The 16,156-nt window shown below is 60.3% G+C and carries 14 protein-coding genes and 1 pseudogene; 2 read left to right on the top strand and 13 right to left on the bottom strand.

Annotated elements, in window-relative coordinates:
* Positions 1-14: 14 nt before the first annotated feature.
* The 9 genes and pseudogenes from AB6803_RS22550 to AB6803_RS22510 form a co-directional block, all read right to left on the bottom strand.
* Positions 15-1,541, bottom strand: a complete 1,527-nt coding sequence (locus AB6803_RS22550; RefSeq protein WP_371110990.1) for a tyrosinase family protein — start codon at positions 1,539-1,541, stop codon at positions 15-17.
* Positions 1,542-2,062: 521 nt separating this feature from the next.
* Positions 2,063-2,488 carry a hypothetical protein gene (locus AB6803_RS22545; RefSeq protein ID WP_371110989.1) on the bottom strand — a complete coding sequence of 142 codons (426 nt, stop codon included), beginning with the start codon at positions 2,486-2,488 and terminating at the stop codon, positions 2,063-2,065.
* A 679-nt stretch (positions 2,489-3,167) separates the two neighbouring features.
* A pseudogene (locus AB6803_RS22540) lies at positions 3,168-3,371 on the bottom strand (GSU2403 family nucleotidyltransferase fold protein); the annotation flags it as partial.
* A gap of 100 nt (positions 3,372-3,471) precedes the next feature.
* The gene (locus AB6803_RS22535; protein ID WP_371110988.1) at positions 3,472-4,164 is read right to left on the bottom strand and encodes an amino acid ABC transporter permease; all 693 of its coding nucleotides are present in this window, start codon (positions 4,162-4,164) and stop codon (positions 3,472-3,474) included.
* A gap of 19 nt (positions 4,165-4,183) precedes the next feature.
* Positions 4,184-4,891, bottom strand: a complete 708-nt coding sequence (locus tag AB6803_RS22530; protein ID WP_371110987.1) for an amino acid ABC transporter permease — start codon at positions 4,889-4,891, stop codon at positions 4,184-4,186.
* Between the two features lie 50 nt (positions 4,892-4,941).
* On the bottom strand, positions 4,942-5,769 hold the full coding sequence (locus AB6803_RS22525) for an amino acid ABC transporter substrate-binding protein (protein WP_371110986.1): 828 nt from the start codon (positions 5,767-5,769) through the stop codon (positions 4,942-4,944).
* A gap of 16 nt (positions 5,770-5,785) precedes the next feature.
* Positions 5,786-6,526 carry an amino acid ABC transporter ATP-binding protein gene (locus AB6803_RS22520; protein ID WP_371110985.1) on the bottom strand — a complete coding sequence of 247 codons (741 nt, stop codon included), beginning with the start codon at positions 6,524-6,526 and terminating at the stop codon, positions 5,786-5,788.
* Between the two features lies 1 nt (position 6,527).
* Positions 6,528-8,009, bottom strand: a complete 1,482-nt coding sequence (locus AB6803_RS22515) for an NAD(P)-binding domain-containing protein (RefSeq protein WP_371110984.1) — start codon at positions 8,007-8,009, stop codon at positions 6,528-6,530.
* Positions 8,006-9,004, bottom strand: coding sequence for a LysR family transcriptional regulator (locus AB6803_RS22510; RefSeq protein ID WP_371110983.1), 999 nt, complete (start codon positions 9,002-9,004; stop codon positions 8,006-8,008). Before AB6803_RS22510 ends, AB6803_RS22515 begins: the two co-directional genes overlap by 4 nt.
* 161 nt (positions 9,005-9,165) lie before the next feature.
* Between AB6803_RS22510 and AB6803_RS22505 the strand changes: the two genes are divergently transcribed.
* Together AB6803_RS22505 and AB6803_RS22500 are read left to right on the top strand one after the other, a co-directional pair.
* Positions 9,166-9,648 (top strand): CMD domain-containing protein, encoded by a 483-nt coding sequence (locus AB6803_RS22505; protein WP_371110982.1) that lies wholly within the window; start codon positions 9,166-9,168, stop codon positions 9,646-9,648.
* Complete coding sequence (locus AB6803_RS22500) at positions 9,645-10,220, top strand: peroxidase-related enzyme (protein ID WP_371110981.1); 576 nt, start codon at positions 9,645-9,647, stop codon at positions 10,218-10,220. The genes AB6803_RS22505 and AB6803_RS22500 overlap by 4 nt, the downstream gene beginning before the upstream one ends.
* 188 nt (positions 10,221-10,408) lie before the next feature.
* On the opposite strand, the gene AB6803_RS22495 is transcribed toward AB6803_RS22500, so the two are convergent.
* The 4 genes from AB6803_RS22495 to AB6803_RS22480 are packed head-to-tail and all read right to left on the bottom strand — an operon-like array spanning position 10,409 to position 16,151.
* On the bottom strand, positions 10,409-12,034 hold the full coding sequence (locus tag AB6803_RS22495) for a GMC family oxidoreductase (RefSeq protein WP_371110980.1): 1,626 nt from the start codon (positions 12,032-12,034) through the stop codon (positions 10,409-10,411).
* Complete coding sequence (locus tag AB6803_RS22490) at positions 12,031-13,560, bottom strand: FGGY-family carbohydrate kinase (RefSeq protein ID WP_371110979.1); 1,530 nt, start codon at positions 13,558-13,560, stop codon at positions 12,031-12,033. Before AB6803_RS22490 ends, AB6803_RS22495 begins: the two co-directional genes overlap by 4 nt.
* 33 nt (positions 13,561-13,593) lie before the next feature.
* A complete protein-coding gene (locus AB6803_RS22485) occupies positions 13,594-14,436 on the bottom strand; it encodes a class I fructose-bisphosphate aldolase (RefSeq protein ID WP_371110978.1) in 843 nt (280 codons plus the stop codon).
* A complete protein-coding gene (locus AB6803_RS22480) occupies positions 14,409-16,151 on the bottom strand; it encodes an FAD-dependent oxidoreductase (RefSeq protein WP_371110977.1) in 1,743 nt (580 codons plus the stop codon). Before AB6803_RS22480 ends, AB6803_RS22485 begins: the two co-directional genes overlap by 28 nt.
* Between the last annotated feature and the right edge of the window lie 5 nt (positions 16,152-16,156).

Genomic DNA, 16,156 nt, shown 5'->3' with positions numbered 1-16,156 from the left:
GCCCGGTCCAGATTCTAGGCAGACACTATGGCTATTTCTAGCCTTGCAGGTTTCGCAGAGCCGGGCTTGCCCGCGCCCGCTCCGACCGGAACCAGCTGCAGATCAATGTCTTCGCCGTCCGCATGCCCGCCGCCATAGACCCGCTGGATCGCGTCCGTGAGATCAAGGACGAAGGACGGCGGCGGTCGGTGACCATGGGCGCCGCCATGATCGCCACTGTGGTCGAGGACGGCGAAGGAGCCGACATAGTGGGGATCGGTAACGGCTGTATCCGCCTTCAGATCAGGCTTGCCGAGGAAGACACGAACGCTCGTTGTCTTGGGATCGGTAATTTCGACGTCGCGCAGGAACGCCAGGACGCGGGGAGCGGAAGCCGCCTGTTCCTGTGCGGCGCCAAAGTCCATCGTCTCCATGCCCGAGGGCAAGGGAGGTTGACTGAAGATGCCCTGCAATGCACCGGCCGGGATCTTGACCGGCAAGGAAAGCGGCGCATTTCGCGTTGCTGCCTTGCTGTTTTCGACAAAGGCAGTCGTCAGCCCCGCAACAGCGGCGTCGGGCGTCGTTGCTGCGATGACGGACGAAAGCTTGTCATCGAGAGCAAGCGCCTTGGCACTCGCGGTCGCGACCTTGAAGTAATTCCTGAAGCCATATGTGTATCCGAGCTCTTCCGGAACATAGAGATCGGATACTTTCGGGGACCAGAAACTGCCGTCGACATTGTAGAAGTTCTCGTTGAACGGCATGTTGGTCCAGAGCGGATCGGTGCTGTTGGAATTGCGGAGATTCCACGTCGCCCAGATGCGATCGATATTGGCGTGATGCATGAAGAATATCGGATCGCGCGGAGACGAAGCGGTAGGCATATAACCGCCGATATTGTTGTGCACCTGATTGTGCGGAGTGGCCTCCAATATGCCTTGCGTGCCGCCACCGCCGGTGATCCATGATGGATCGAGCGAATTCTGGCCACGGGGACGGCTGGTGCCGAAGATTTCGTATGGTGTCGATGCCAATATGCTGTTGAGCACTGCTTGCCCGACGATGTTGTTCGGCATCGGCTGGGCGGGCGGCCAGGTGCGCTGCGCCACGTAAAGCGGGTTGTCCTTACCATCAGGTGTTTTTTGCATGGTGAAAACGTCAGGCAGGTAAGGATTGGCGGTCCAGTCCCAGAACGGCATGGCGAAATCATTGTTCTTGGTCACGAGCCGGACAATGCGCTCATACATAGCCGTATAGGCCCTGTGCCATGGCAGGAAATACCAATTGCCGTGCGGGCAATATTTAAAACCGCTCGGGCTGCCGTGGATTTCCGAGAGTTTGACCCAGTTGAATTTCTCGCTGGCGGGCATGGCCTTGAGGATACGCACCGCATCGCGATAGGTTGCGACAATCGGATCGTTCCAGGCCAATCCCTGAAGGGAACGCCGCCAAGGGATCGGCGGTATCTGCGCAAACGCCTTTATTCCCGGCAATCCGCTGGCCAGCAGTCCCGCGCCGATAACCCCACCCTGGACGATGACAGATCTACGTGTAATGCTCATATCGCTCTCCCTTGGTCAAAAACCGTTTCCACTCAAAATCAGTGATGTCTAGCCGTTGATCGCTGACCATCGGCCTCTTTCAGCAAAGTATCGAGATTGGCATTTTGCGTCGGTGGCCGATTGCCGTGCATGATCAATGCACCGGCCATACAGCTGGACACCTGAAGCGCGGTCGGTCGCCGGATTGTAGATGCCGTTCCCGATGAATTTGACGGCTAGATAGAGTTGCCGCCGGCCCGACGAAGCAAGCTGTGCCTGCGCCCTCCTTAGCTGGGCGAAAGGCGGCACTGGCGGGATGCTCGCTCCGATCGCAGCTGAAACTGCTAGACCATGCCGCCAGGCAGTCCCAAACGCTGTCTTGCTCATCGACATCATCTGCCTCCCCTTGCGATCAAAAGTGCCTGGAGTTGCCGGCCTAAGGCCGCCGCGACTGTCTCTTGATCGCGCTCGCCTGCCTCGTTGTGAAAGACCTTACGAACAAGCGACCGGAATCTGTGCTGAGATGAAATGCGTCCCTACGGTCACGTCTGCTTGACGGCGATGAACGAAGCGACATACCCGGCCGGGGAGCCGTCATGCGGCTTCGCACGCAGTACCGAACCAACAAATGCCGGGACCTGGTCGATACCCTTCGGCCAGGTGAAGGCATCCGTGCCATGATAGTCGTATTCCCAACCCGCGGTTGGCGTTCCCGGCCGCCCCGTGCCGATCATCATGAAGGCAATTCGCACGTCTCCGCCGCTGACTGGCACTACCGGGCCGCTGAGGTCGAGAACGTAGCCAGAACCCATATCAAGCGTTCCGGTCACTTTCCCATTCGACACGGCAAGCATGAAGATGCCCTCGCCGAAGATGTTCTTGAGTGCCTTGTCGGCGTTGCCATCAACGAGCGTGGTGTCGTTTCGATAGCTTCTGTACGTCCAGCGTCCCTGCAACTGAAATGACATGTAAAATCTCCCAATTCTACTGCGGCCACAGACTTCGCCCGTGTTAAGACGCGTTCATTGCATCAGCAAACCGCAACCATGCGGCGCTGTGAGATGGTCAGATTTAAAATCGGCAACGCGAAGAACATCATGTGCTCTTACAATTAGAGAATGTATCCCAGGACAACCAAGTCAGCAAGTATTTATATTCACATATTCGAATATAATGCGTCGCTGCGCTACGGGACAACCGCTTTGGAAGCGCTATTGCCTTAGCGCATGTTCAAAGGCGGTGAGCGCCCGCTTTGGCGCAATCCATCCGCTTTGTGAAAGCGCCATACAAGGAAGTGACTGATGGAGCCCTTGGTCTTGAGCGAAATCGAACCGGCGTGCTAACACTCCATTTTCCCACTTCGAAAACGAAAGCGGATGACACGGAGCTTCCGATGAGCCGGTGGTCTGCAGCGTTTAACTCAATCTTCTCCGCATTCCGGGATCTCTTCATCACCCCCATCACAGACGCTCCGCTCCCGCCATCCACATTCATCGCATCCGCGCAATCGCTTTGGAGAGCCGTGACCGGCATCGTTGCCTGATCTCGAACTGCTCCACGACGGCTCAATCGCCGCCCGATAACGTGGCAAATCCCATTTTTCCGAGGTCACCGCCGGATCGGAGCAGTAGAGGACGCGATGAGCTAGTGGACAGCGTATCGTTCGGGAGCCGGGATAATCATGCTCACTCCCCGACGGTACAGCAGGACAGTCCGCACAGGTTCGTAGATCAGATAATCGAGGAACCGCAAGCTTTCCGCCCGGCGTGCGCTGCTCTTGCGAAGAACGGCACTGGTACGACCTGCGACGACGATTGCGACGGATGCGGATCCTGAATGGGATCGTAGCATCCGTATATTCCTGTGCCCCGCAAGATGCCCTTGCTTGCCGCCGCGGGCTACGATGCAACCTGAATCGCTTCCCTGCCCACGAGTTGCGGGACAACTACCCTCATGCCCATACCCTCAGCGCCCGTTCCATCCTGTCGGCTGCGAAAGTGACGACATAGGCGATCACCATGTAGACCACGACAGCAATCAGGAAGGCTTCGAGGTAGTAGAAGTTCAGTGCAGCGGTCAACTGCGACTGCGCGAAGATGTCGACGACCTCGATGGCAAATCCAAGCGAAAGCGCCTTCATGATGACCATGATCGAATTGGCGAGGTCCGGGATCGCCGCAACGATCACCTGGGGCAGCATGACCCGCCGAAACACTTGGCTCCGTTTGTAGCCCAACGAGTAGGCTGCGTCCGCCTGGCCGGTGTCGAAGGAATTCAATGCGCCCTTCACCACCTCCGCCTGGAATGCGGCAACGCAAAGGGTCAGCGCGACGATGAGCGTGACCCAGTTCGGCGTTGAATGACCGTTGAATTCCACTCCGATCAACGAGCTCAGGAATTGGAGTGCCGGGGGAAGGCCGTAGTACGCAAGGAAAATGACGATCACCATCGGCACGCCCTTGAAGACGACCTTGTAGGCGACGACCAGTTCCCGCAGCACGGGGACCCGCCGATATTCCACCATCGCAAACAGGCTACCGACGATTGTGGACAGGACGAAGATCGCGAGCGCCATGGCAAGCGTCGCGGGAACTGCGCCAAGGATGTCCCAGAGATCGGGAAGAAGGACTTCGGAATCGAACATATGATGACCTCCTATTCGATCAGACGCTTGCCATCATGGTGGCCTTCGCCGTCGCGGTGTTCGGTACAAACTTCGAATTCCGCATTTCGAAGAACCGCACGACCAGCCACGTCACCAGGCACAACAGCGAATAGATCACCGCCAGCACGAGGTAGGTCTCGAACTGGTACTGGTTGTAGTCCCTCTCCATGACGAGGTGCGCAGTCGCCATCACGTCCGCGGCGCCGATATACATGACGAGCGCGACGTTGTGGATCAGGTAGATGATGGAGTTGCCGTAGCCCGGCAAGGCGATGTGAACCGCTTGAGGTCCCACGACGCGAAACATCTTCTGACGAAATGTGTATCCGAGACTGTCGGCCGCATCGTGTTGGCCGCGTTCGACGGCCAGATAGGCTGGCCGCAGAACCTCCGACAGGTAGCCCCCATGGTAGAGGCTGAGGCCGACCATCGCCGCGACATTCGGGGAAACGAAATCTTCGATCTCGAACAGGCCGACGACAAGTGGGAGGCCGTAAAATGCGACGAACAACTGGAGGACGACCGGAACGCTCCGGGCGTAGGACACGTAGAGATCGGCCAGTTGGCTGACCACGGGCGTCCTTCGAACCCGGAACGTCGTCGCAATCAACGCCAATACGAAGCCGACGACCATGGCTGTAAACGTGATCGCGAGTGTCAGGGGCAATGCCTTCAGCAACTCGGGGATCATTACGGAAAGGTCCACCTCGGAACACTCCTTCTTGCGATTTCAACCTTGATCGTCAGTTCGTGGCGTTACTTCATGTACGTGGTGATGTCCTCGCCGAACCATTTCTGCGAGAGCTTAGCGAGCGTGCCATCGGCCTTGAGCTCCTTCAGAGCCTTATCGATGTCGTTGGAGAGAGCCTGGTTCTCCTCGGAACGGTGGATCAGGACGAAGGTATTGTTGATCGAGACAGGCTCGCTCGCCTTGATGTCGAGCTTCTGATTGTCGATGACAGTCTGTTCGCCCAGATTCGACGGCAGAACGAGGGCGTCGTATTTGCCGTTCTGAACTTCTTTCAGGCGGTCCGGGTAGGGCACGCCGGCGCTCGATGCGGTGATCTCGATCTTGGTGTCAGGGTTCTTTTCCTGCCATGCGGTGGCGAATTTGTAGATGCCGCCGCCAGCCGTGACAGGCACGATCTTCTTGCCGACAAGGTCCTTCATCTCGTTGATGCCGCTGTCCTTGCGGCTGTAGATCTTGATCAGGCTGGCGCCGATCGGGCTTTCCGGAATGAGGAACTGCTTTTCACGCGCGGGCGCCCGATAATAGCCGCCGGTCGCGATATCGTACTTGCCGGTGGCCAGCCCGGTTTCCTGTGCGATGTCGGCAGCGCCTTCCATCTCGAACTTGTACTGGGGAAGTTTCGCATTGATCGCCTTCAGCACGTCGGGCTCGTAGCCCTGCGGCTCGACGCCGATCGCGCCCCACGACAACGGCTTGGATTCCGCCGCCGTCGCAATCTTGATGGTCCGGACGGAATCCTGGGCATAGGATGCACCCGCGGTAGCAAGGGCGATTGCAACGCCTGCTACGGCAAGACCGAAGGTACGGCGGGAGATTGACTTGATGTAAGACATGTCAGGCATCCTTTCTCTACTGGAGTGAGTGTTCGGAACTAAGGAATTGGGCAAGGCGTGGGTTTGAGGGGGCGTCGAAGATCTCGGCAGGACTGCCGTCGGCGGCGACTAGGCCACGGTCCATGAAGACGATGCGGTTCGAGATGTTCTTCGCGAACTGCATTTCGTGGGTGACGAGGAGGGAGGTGATCCCGGAGGACGTAACGTCCTTGATCACTTTCAGGACCTCGCCGACGAGTTCCGGGTCGAGCGACGACGTCGGTTCGTCGAAAAGCATAACGTCCGGCTTGACCGCCAGCGCACGGGCGATACCGGTGCGCTGGAGCTGGCCACCCGAGAGCTGGGACGGGTAGTTGTCCAGCTTGTCGGAGAGGCCGACGCGGTCAAGTTCCCGCCGGGCGATCTCGCGTGCTTCGTCCTTCGACTTGCGCTGCACGACAACAAGCGGATCCATGACGTTTTGAATGACCGTCATGTTCTTGAAGACGTTGAACTGCTGGAAGACCATGGCTGTCCGGAGCCGGATTGCCTGGATCGCGTTCTTGTCCGGGCGTTGGAAGTCCATCTTGATCTGGTCGAACGCGATGGTTCCGGACGCGGGCTTGGCAAGGTGGTTGATGCATTTCAGCAGCGTCGTCTTGCCGGTGCCGCTCGGACCGATGATCGACACCACGTCACCGCGCTTCACCGAGAGATTGACGCCGTTCAGGATCTGCGTGCTTCCGTAGGACAGCTTTAGGTTTTTGATCTCAAGCATTTCAGGTCGATGTCCTTTCGGAGGATGATTCGGAAAGCGTTTTCATCTCGTCGTCCGCCCATTCGTCTCCAAGGAGTTCGGGCGTGTCGAAAGCTTGAAGGTTTTCGAAATGGCGCTCGCGGTCGGCGGCGAAGAGCGCCCTGACAATGCCGCGCGCGAGCCGGTCGGCGCCCTCGCTGATGGCAGGAATGTCGCCGGTGAGCTTGCCGTGGCTCAGCGTGGCAGGGAAATTGAAGCAGTGGATTTTTGCCAGCGCTGGGCATGCGCCGGGTTCCGTCTCCAGAAATTCGAAGGCGTCGCCGAGGTCGGGCGAACCTTCAAGTTCACTGTTCGGCATGTCCGCCGGCACGGGAAAGCGGTCGCGCCAGAGACGGATGTGGGACGCGACGGCGGCGAGTTCCGGCCGGCTTGTCAGGTCGACCTTGAAACCGGTGCCGAAAATCAGGAAATCGACCGGATAGCACCCCTTGGGCGTCGTCACCACAAGATGATCGTCGTCCTGCGCCAGCGCGGTGATCGGGCTTTCCAAGTGGAGATGAGCTTGCGGGAACGCGCTGACGCGCAGGACGCTCGGCCGCGGTGGTGGCGTCTGCTGGCCCATCGCATAGTTTAGGAATCGCCATTTCCACTCGTCGGGAAGGCCCGCAAAACCATGCACGACGCCCTGGCTGCCGATGCCGGTAAACTTGTTAATCCGCGGCAGTTCCTTGCGCCGCACGAACATGTCGAGGCGTTTTGCCCCAGCTTCGAGAGCGGTGGCAGCGTTGTCCATCGCGGATGCACCTGCTCCCAAGACGCCGACCCGCTTGCCCTTTAGTGCCGCGAAATCAATCGCGTCTGCCGTGTGGGCCCAGAATTTCCGATCGATGCCGTCGGCGATGGGAGGCACGTACGGGCCACCTAGGCCGTCACGGCCCGTCGCCAATACGACATGGCGGGCAACGAGGGTTTCGGTCCCCTCGCCGTGGCTGCAGATCACATCAAGCATACCGTCTTCGCGAGGAATGACCGCGTCGACGGATATTCCGTTACGTACCGGAAGGTCGAGCACCCGGCGGTACCAGATCAGGTAGTTCATCCAGATTTCGCGCGGCGCCCGGTCGAGTGCGCCCCAGGCTTCGTTGCCGTACAATGCTTCATAATAAGCGCGGAAGGTGAGAGCCGGCAGCCCTATGGCCGGTCCGGTCAGTTGCTTGGGAGAGCGGAGAGTGCGCATTCGCGCGAACGTGATCCAAGGCCCTTCATGGCCGGCGGGTGCCTTATCGAGCACGACGTGGTTGGCAACGCCAAGCCGCTTCAGCATTCCGGAAGCGACGAGCCCGGCCATACCTCCTCCAATGATCACGACGTCGACGACCGGCTTACCGTCGACGTCGCGGGGAGGAACCCAGGACTTGGCCGGAAGCTCGAGCCAGGCGAGATCCTGCTTTAGCCGTGCTTCGAGGGCGTCGAGTCCTTGAGGCATGGAGGACGGGTCGCTCATGAAGGGGTTCCTTCTGGCAGCATCGTTTGTCCGTATACGGTGTCGGCCAAGGCCTCGACGCCGCCTGATTCATGCAGTCGGCAACCCGGCATCGCCAAGGCCACCGCGCGGGCCGCATCAATTATGGCGGCGACGGTCGGTGTCATCGGCAGTGCGGCAGGCGAGATCGCGCCGAAGAGGAAGGGGATGGTGTGGTCGAGCACGCGCATCACGATGCCCTCGAGCGGAACGCCGACGACGGTTGCCGGCTCGACGATGGCCACTCCCAGTCCGGCGCGAACCATCGTAAGGGCCGTCATCGAGGCGTTGACGTCGATCATCCGCTGCGGCGCAACGCCCGCTCTTTCCAGAGCTTCGTCAACGCGATGCCGCAGGCGATACGGGTTCGCTAAGGTAATGATGCGACGGTCGGCAAGATCTGCGAGCCGCACGACGTCGTCACTGGCGAGCGGATCGCCCGCGGCGAGGGCAACGACGCACGGCGCGTCGGCGACCCAGTGAACGTCGAGGCCGGGATGCTCCAGCGGCAGGCTTGAGATACCGAAGTCCGCAGAGCGGGCGAGCACGGCCTGCACGACGTTCTCGGCGGCAAGCGCCTGCACATGAAGATGACGCGGAATGAGGTCCGGTGCGACGGCCGCGATCGCTTGCGGCAGGACGCCGGCCGCAAGCGACGGCGTGGCGGCGATCGTCAACGACGTCGGTTCGTCTAGTCCGATTGCGTTCGCCCGTTCGCGGATATGGGCAAGGCTGGCCAGATGGCGCTCGACCTCGGCATGAAAGAGCAGGCCGCGTGCCGTCGGACTGATGCGCGGCCCGCTTCGGTGCAGGAGCGCATAACCGATATCGGCTTCCAGATCCTGAATAAGCCTGGTGACCGCCGGCTGCGAGCGCCCGAGGAGCCGGGCAGCCCCGGTCACGCTGCCAGCGGACATCACCGCTGCGAAGGCCTCAAGTTGCCGGATATCGAAAGAGCTAGAATGCATATATGACATCAAACATTCTCCTTCATGTCAGTAAAGCATGACAATTCTCAATTGGCGGATGGAAATAGATAAATATTCCGCATCAAGTGCTGGCCATCATTAGCATTTGACATAATGAGACGGCGAGCCTACCTAGTTCGCATGCCTGCTGACGTATTGAGGAGCTTGTTTTGACACTCATCGAAACCCTGGTCTCCGTGAAGCCGGGTTCCGCGCTCGCGCAAGCCATGGAGAAACGCGCCGAGATCTTGCGCCTGAGCGAAGCGGCCCATGACGCAGTGCTCCTACCGCGCGATCCCGGCGGAATTTCTCACGGACTGAGGGCCGCGCTCGCCGCCCGTATGGCACGGCAGAACAACAATCTGGCGCTCGCAAGCCACTACGACACACTTGTCACTCAAGCCGACGATCCGGCTACAGCCACGCTCACAGACCCGGAAAACAATGTGACGGACCCGCGAACCGCGGAGATCGTTCGCCACGCCGATCGCCTGACGGTCGCGCCACGCGATGCGACGCGTGCAAATGTGGAAGCGTTGCGCCAAGTCGGCGTAACCGATGCCGACATCGTCCGGCTCGCGGAGCTTGCGGCCTTCGTCAATTATCAGGTGCGCGTTCTCGCCGGCCTGAAGCTGCTTGGAGAAATGCGATGAGCGAGGTCGTCCACGCCTTCACCACCACGGTGCCACGCTGGCAGCCCTATGTGGTTCCCGTCGATTTCGCGACCGCCACAGAAGAGCAGCACGCGGCGATGCAGACGACGCCCTCCAACAAGGGCATCTCGCCCTATGTACTCACCCTGGCTCACGACCCTGAGACGCTCGCGGTCCGCTCACCCTTGTTCAATCTGATCATGTATGGAAAAGACGGGCTGGCCGGAAGCGAGCGCGAGCTGGGCGCAGTCGCCGCGTCCGTCGTCAATCGCTGTGTCTACTGCGCCGCTGTCCACGCCTCGCGGTTCAACAGCCTGACGAAACGCCCGGATGTCATCGAAGCCATATTCGCCGACGGTCTGGACGCGATACTCGACGAGCATCTCCAGGCAATCTTCGACTTTTCGGCACGACTGTCGCCAACGCCTCCAGAGGCAACGGCGGCCGACGCACAGGCTCTGGCCGACGTCGGGCTCGACGAACTGGAAGCTCTCGACCTCGTCCTCTCGTCCGCCATCTTCGGTTGGGCGAACCGCCTGATGCATACGCTCGGCGAACCGATAACGGACTAACGTGGTCCAGAAACTGATCTTGTATCGAATTTGGTGCCTGCCGCAGCCGCAGTTTGAAAAGGGCATAGACCAGCAAAGCCTCGCAGCGAGCCGCCGCTGGGTATCAGGATGCCGCAGTTTCACGATTACAGCATGCGGATCGGATGCTTCTGCGGCTTGCGCATATGACACGATCTTTTCCTTGCAGCTCACACTCGCTCGACAATCATCTCCGCGGCCTTCTCGGCAATCATGATGACCGGCGAATTCGTGTTGCCCGAAACGATGTTCGGCATGATCGAAGCATCAACGACCCTCAGTCCGCCGATACCGTGTACGCGCAGCCGGGCGTCGACGACCGCGCTTTCATCACTCCCCATCTTGCAGGTGCCGACAGGGTGAAAAATCGTCGTCGCAATGTCGCCTGCCCTTCGGATCAGTTCCTCGTCGCTCTGGAACTCCGTGCCTGGCAGCATTTCCTTTGGCGCGAAAGCCGAGATCGAGCTTGTCCGCATCAGGCTGCGGGCATGGCGGATCGATTTGGCCGCGACGATGCGATCTCGGCTCGCCGATAGGTAATTCGGCTTTATATCCGGTGTCGCAGAGGTGTTTGGACCCGTCACATGAACCGTTCCCCTGCTTTCCGGACGGAGATTACAAACAGAGACGGTCACGGCTGGATAGCGATGCAGCGGCTCGCCCAACCGGTCGGTGCTGAGAGGCTGGACGTGATATTCAAGGTCCGCCGTCGCCAGGGATGGATCGCTCTTTGCAAAGATGCCGAGTTGGCTGGGCGCCATGGAAAGCGGACCGGACCGACGAAAGGCATATTCAAGCCCCATGCCCGCGCGGGCAAAGAGGTTGTGGTAGAGCTGGTTGAGCGTCTTTGCGCCCTCGATGCGAAAGACGGTGCGGATCTGCAGGTGATCCTGCAAATTCTCGCCGACGCCGGGCAGCGAATGAGCCACATCGATGCCTGCGGCCCGCAATAGGCCGGGACTGCCGATCCCCGAAATTTCTAGTATCTTTGGCGAATTGATCGCTCCGGCCGAGAGAATGATTTCACCTCCGGCGCGCGCGGCATGAAGCTTGCCATTCATTCGAAAGCGGACGCCGGAGGCCCGGAGGCCGTCGAATTGAAGTTTTTCCGTTTCCGCGCCGGTCAGGACCCTGAGATTGGGCCTTTTCATTGCCGGGCGAAGGAAGGCCTTGGTGGTGTTCCAGCGTACTCCGCCGCGCTGATTGACCTCAAAATAGCCCGAACCCTCATTATCGCCTCCGTTGAAATCATCCGTCTTCGGGATGCCGAGTTCCGCCGCTGCCTCCCGGAACGCATCGAGGATCGGCCAGGAGAGGCGTTGCCGTTCGACCCGCCATTCGCCGCCCTCCCCATGCAGGGCCGATTTTCCTCGGTAATTGTCTTCGGACCTGAGAAAATACGGCAACACATCGTCCCAGCCCCATCCGGCATTGCCCGCCTGCCGCCATCCGTCATAGTCGGCGGCTTGCCCACGCATGTAGATCATTCCGTTGATCGAGGAGCAGCCACCAAGCAGCTTTCCGCGCGGATAAGGAAGCGATCGACCGTTGAGTCCGGGCTCGGCGGCGGTCTTCATTATCCAATCAACCCGCGGGTTGCCCATGCAGAAGAGGTAACCGATCGGGATGTGCACCCAATGATATCGATCGCTGCCGCCTGCCTCGAGCAACAGCACACGGTTTGCCGGATTTGCGGAGAGACGGTTGGCCAGCACACATCCGGCCGACCCCGCTCCGACGATGATGAAGTCATAGGAACCGGCATCTGCGATCGCCTCGTTCGAAGATCCGCTCATTTCATGGCTCCTGCTATTTGATCGGCCCCTGAGGCAAGGCGCCGCCAGATCGGGACCATCGCCTCGGCGATATCGCGGTAAAGGCCGTAACGCCGTTCATAGTGGCCTTCCAGGCGCCTGTTCGGCGTATAGTTGCGCTCCATCCGCACCATCGAGGCCGCGCCTGCGGCAAAGTCCGCGAAGATACCGGCGCCTGTTCCTGCGGCAATCGCCGCCCCGAGCGCACCGGTTTCGCGCGAGCGCGCGATCGACACAGGCAGACCCAGAACGTCGGCAAATATCTGCGGCCAGATCAGGCTCCGGGAACCACCGCCCGAAAGCACCGCTTCGTTGAAGACGGCTCCGGCTCGGCGCATTGTCTCTATGTGCTCACGGTGACCGAAAGCGACGCCTTCGAGGAGAGCACGCACGAGATGCCCCTTCGTATGCCAGCCGGCAACACCATAAAAGCCGGCGCGGGCATTGCCGTTCTGCTGCGCGCCATAGAGGAAGGGATGATAGAGCGGGTCATCCGCAGCCGGCTCAATAGCGGCGGCGAGTTCGCCACAGAGATCGAAAGGTGAGCGGCCATCCGTCGAAGCGTCGGAAAAGAACTCCCGTACCAGCCATTCAAGATTTGCCGCCGACGTGGCGCTCGACTCGATCGCCATATAGCGCTCCCGGTCGAAGGTAGAGGACATGAAGACTGGCCCGGCCAGCTGCGGCCTGTCGATGATGACCTGATTGATGCTCCAGGTTCCCGCGATGATCGAGGCGGCACCCGTTCGCGTGACGCCGGAGCCGACGGCGGACGCAATCACGTCAAACAGCCCGCCGACGACCGGCGTTCCGGCGGCAAGCCCGGTCTGACTGGCGGCCTCCTCCGTGATCTCCCCCGCGATATCGGCGCTTTCGATCAAGGGCGGCAGAAGCTCCATGCAGTCGCCAAGGCCATAGGCTTCCATCAGCAACCGGTCGTAACGGCGATTGGCGACGTCAAGCAGACCGCAGCCGCTCATATCGGAGACGTCGCTGACACCCATGCCCGTTAGGCGGTTGACGATGAAGTCCTTGCACAGGAAAACCGTGCCGATCCTGGCGAAGGTTTCCGGCCGATGCCGTTTCAGCCAGGCAAGCAATGTCGGCGTCTGCGACGGCCAGGGTCGCTGCTGGCCGATCGGATAGGTGCGGTCGCCAACGCATTGTGCCTGCCATTCCTCGACAAGACCGGCCGCTCGCGTATCCAGCGACTGAATGCCGAGCAGCGGCTGCCCATCGCGATCCAGCGCATAAAGCCCGTTTCCGTGGCCGGCGCAGCCAACGGCGACAATATCACCGGGCCGGATTCCCGCCTGCTCTATGCAGCTGCGTATGACCTTACGGGCGTTGCTCCACAGTTCGTCTAGCCCGCGTTCCACATGCCCGGGGCACGGCATCCGACTGTTACCCTCTGCCGCCGCCGCCGCGATTTCGTTGCCCTCCCGGTCGAAGATGACCGCCTTGATGACGGTATTGCCGGCATCGAGCCCCAATAGATAATCTGCCATGCCGAACCCCTCCCAAGGCTCCCGTCTTCATTGTCAGCCGTGCTGATAAAGCGCGAAAGCTTCCTCGCCGCCGGCATCGTCATGTATGATCGCCATCAGTCCGCGCACGACGGCGCTCGGATTGGCGTGCTGATAGATGTTGCGCCCATAGACCATGCCCATGGCGCCCTGCCGCATCAAGGCCGCGGATTTGTCAAAGACGGCGCGAAGGTCTTCCTTGCCTCCGCCGCGAACCAGAACCGGGCAACGGGCAGCCTCGACGACCCTGTGAAAATCTTCCGTATTGGTGGTCGGGTCCGCCTTGACGATATCCGCACCCATCTCCCGTGCCAATCGCGTCAGGGTGACGATCTTGTTCGCATCGCCATCGACCATGTAGCCACCGGCCTGGTCGACCGGCTGCATCACCAGCGGTTCGATCATCAGCGGCAGGCCGTATTTGTCGCAGTCAGCGCGCACGCGGGCAATATTCTGCACGCATTGACGAAAGAGATCCGGCTCGTCGGGAAGCATGAAGAGATTGACGACGACGCAGGCCGCATCCATCTCGATCGCGCCGATCAGCGGCTCGGCTTCGTTCTGAAGCACAGCCCACATGTCCCGGTGACGCGTGCGGTTATACGGGTTTCCCATGTCAACGCGCATCACCAGCGCCGGCTTATTCTTGGTAGCAATAGTTTGCAGCAGATCGGCCTGGCCGTAGTTCATCTGGATCGCATCGGGTGCCGCGTCAACCAGGGTCTTGACGACAGCCGGCATATCTTCGAGTCCGTTGAGGAAGGATGGCTCGTTGCAGACCCCGTGATCAATGGCCACGTCCAGGCAGCGGCCGCCGTTGAATAGCCGGTTCATCCGGACTTTGCTGTTGCTTCGCATTCCATGCTCCTTTGTTCGTTCCGGTCTGTAAGGGTGCTTTCGGTGACGCCGTGGCGTTCACGCAAGAGGGTGAGAAAGCGGTCGCGCTCGGTATTCCGCTGCGCCGATGTCCAGGCTTTTTCAGCGGCCAGAAGATCGAGTACCGCGTCCATCATCTGCTGTGAAAGATTGCCCGATATGGCAAGAGTGGTGCGCCTCAGCAGCAGATCATCAATATGCTCCGCTGCTTCATTGCGGATGAGAAAAAGCAGTTCGCGCTCCGAGTAGTCCGGATGCGGCATGGGCCTGTCAGGTGCCATCGCAATGAAACCGGCGAAGGCTTCCGCTTGTGTGCCGTAGCGGCCGAAAAGCGCCGCCATGCGGGAACCCGGAATTCCCTTTTCTGTCGCCACCTGGGCGATCCAGGCAGCCCGATCCAGTGGAAATCGTCGGCCGCCGCCGATCGCCCGGTCGGTTGTCGAAATGCGGCGCTCTTTCCCCAGCCGCTCCAATGCGAGATCGGCGGCGAGTTCGCCGAAGGAACGAAAAGTCGTCCATTTGCCGCCGATCATGCACACGACCGATGGGCCGCCATCGGCGGCATCGACGACCGTGCAGAAATGATCGCGCGGGATGCGGCCGGTAAAGCTGTCGGTGCTCGCCGGCAGCGGACGCACGCCCGAGAACTGGAAGCTGATCTCTTCCGGCCGGATCTTGATATAGGGAAGAACGAAGGACAGGGATTGCAAGATGTAGTCCCGCTCGTCCGTTTCGCAGCGTACGGTATCGGGATCATCGATGCGGATATCGGTCGAGCCGACCAGAACCTTACCGAGATAAGGAAACAGGATGCAGATCCGGCCATCTTCGTTCTCGTAGTAGATCATGTGGCCGGCCAGCGCTTCATAAAGCGTTGCGTTGTCGATGATGAGGTGGGACCCCTTGGTTCCCCCCATCAGAGGGACCGTCCTGGTTTCGGGTTTAAAGAGCGTGCCGTTGGTAATGTCGATCCATCCGCCAGTTGCATTGATGATGAGTGACGGCTCGATCGTCGCCGAAGAGCCGGTGATGGTGTCGTGCACGAGATATCGGCCCTCACCCATCGCGCGGATATCCGCGTAGTTCAGCGCCTTCGATCCCGTAGACAGGCCATCATCCAGCAACTCGACGCCGAGGCGCTCCGGGTGGCTGACCCAGGCATCGTAATAGGTGGCGGAACTCTTGATGTCGGCGTTGAGCGCCGGCCACTTGGCAAGCGTGCTGCGCCGGCCGCGAAACTGATGGCGCGGCATCATGGCCCGCTTGCGCGTCAGGAAGTCGTAGATGCTGAGGCCTGCCTTGATGGCGATGGCGCCGCGACGGCTGGGCCGGCGTGACAATCCCAGGAAGCGGACAAGACCATTGCCAAGCCCGGAAAAGATATCGAAAACCGGCACGGTCGTCGGCAGCGGCGCGACATAGTGCGGAGCATTGCGCAGCAGCCTGTCACGCTCGACAAGCGATTCCTGCACCAGTTTGAACTCGCCATTCTCGAGATAGCGAAGGCCGCCATGCACCATGCGCGACAATGCGGCACTCGCTCCAGAGCAATAGTCGTGCTTCTCGACCAGAAGCACGTCGAGCCCCTGCAGCGCCAGCTCCCGGAAGGCACTGATGCCGTTGATGCCGCCGCCGATGACACACACGTCCACCTTCGGGCTCCGGCGAAGCCCGTCCAACGTCTCTTCACGATTCATGATGG

The sequence above is a fragment of the Rhizobium sp. RCC_161_2 genome (assembly GCF_041355235.1).
Lineage (GTDB): Bacteria > Pseudomonadota > Alphaproteobacteria > Rhizobiales > Rhizobiaceae > Rhizobium.
The sequence above is the reverse complement of the archived record's forward strand: the minus strand, read 5'-3'. Positions and strand labels throughout refer to the sequence as shown.

Bases quoted from the DNA above. Each gene is read 5' to 3' on its own strand.
- AB6803_RS22550 (WP_371110990.1), bottom strand. From the start codon at position 1,541: ATGAGCATTACACGTAGATCTGTCATCGTCCAGGGTGGGGTTATCGGC.
- AB6803_RS22545 (WP_371110989.1), bottom strand. From the start codon at position 2,488: ATGTCATTTCAGTTGCAGGGACGCTGGACGTACAGAAGCTATCGAAAC.
- AB6803_RS22535 (WP_371110988.1), bottom strand. From the start codon at position 4,164: ATGTTCGATTCCGAAGTCCTTCTTCCCGATCTCTGGGACATCCTTGGC.
- AB6803_RS22525 (WP_371110986.1), bottom strand. From the start codon at position 5,769: ATGTCTTACATCAAGTCAATCTCCCGCCGTACCTTCGGTCTTGCCGTA.
- AB6803_RS22520 (WP_371110985.1), bottom strand. From the start codon at position 6,526: ATGCTTGAGATCAAAAACCTAAAGCTGTCCTACGGAAGCACGCAGATC.
- AB6803_RS22515 (WP_371110984.1), bottom strand. From the start codon at position 8,009: ATGAGCGACCCGTCCTCCATGCCTCAAGGACTCGACGCCCTCGAAGCA.
- AB6803_RS22510 (WP_371110983.1), bottom strand. From the start codon at position 9,004: ATGTCATATATGCATTCTAGCTCTTTCGATATCCGGCAACTTGAGGCC.
- AB6803_RS22500 (WP_371110981.1), top strand. From the start codon at position 9,645: ATGAGCGAGGTCGTCCACGCCTTCACCACCACGGTGCCACGCTGGCAG.
- AB6803_RS22495 (WP_371110980.1), bottom strand. From the start codon at position 12,034: ATGAGCGGATCTTCGAACGAGGCGATCGCAGATGCCGGTTCCTATGAC.
- AB6803_RS22490 (WP_371110979.1), bottom strand. From the start codon at position 13,560: ATGGCAGATTATCTATTGGGGCTCGATGCCGGCAATACCGTCATCAAG.
- AB6803_RS22485 (WP_371110978.1), bottom strand. From the start codon at position 14,436: ATGCGAAGCAACAGCAAAGTCCGGATGAACCGGCTATTCAACGGCGGC.
- AB6803_RS22480 (WP_371110977.1), bottom strand. From the start codon at position 16,151: ATGAATCGTGAAGAGACGTTGGACGGGCTTCGCCGGAGCCCGAAGGTG.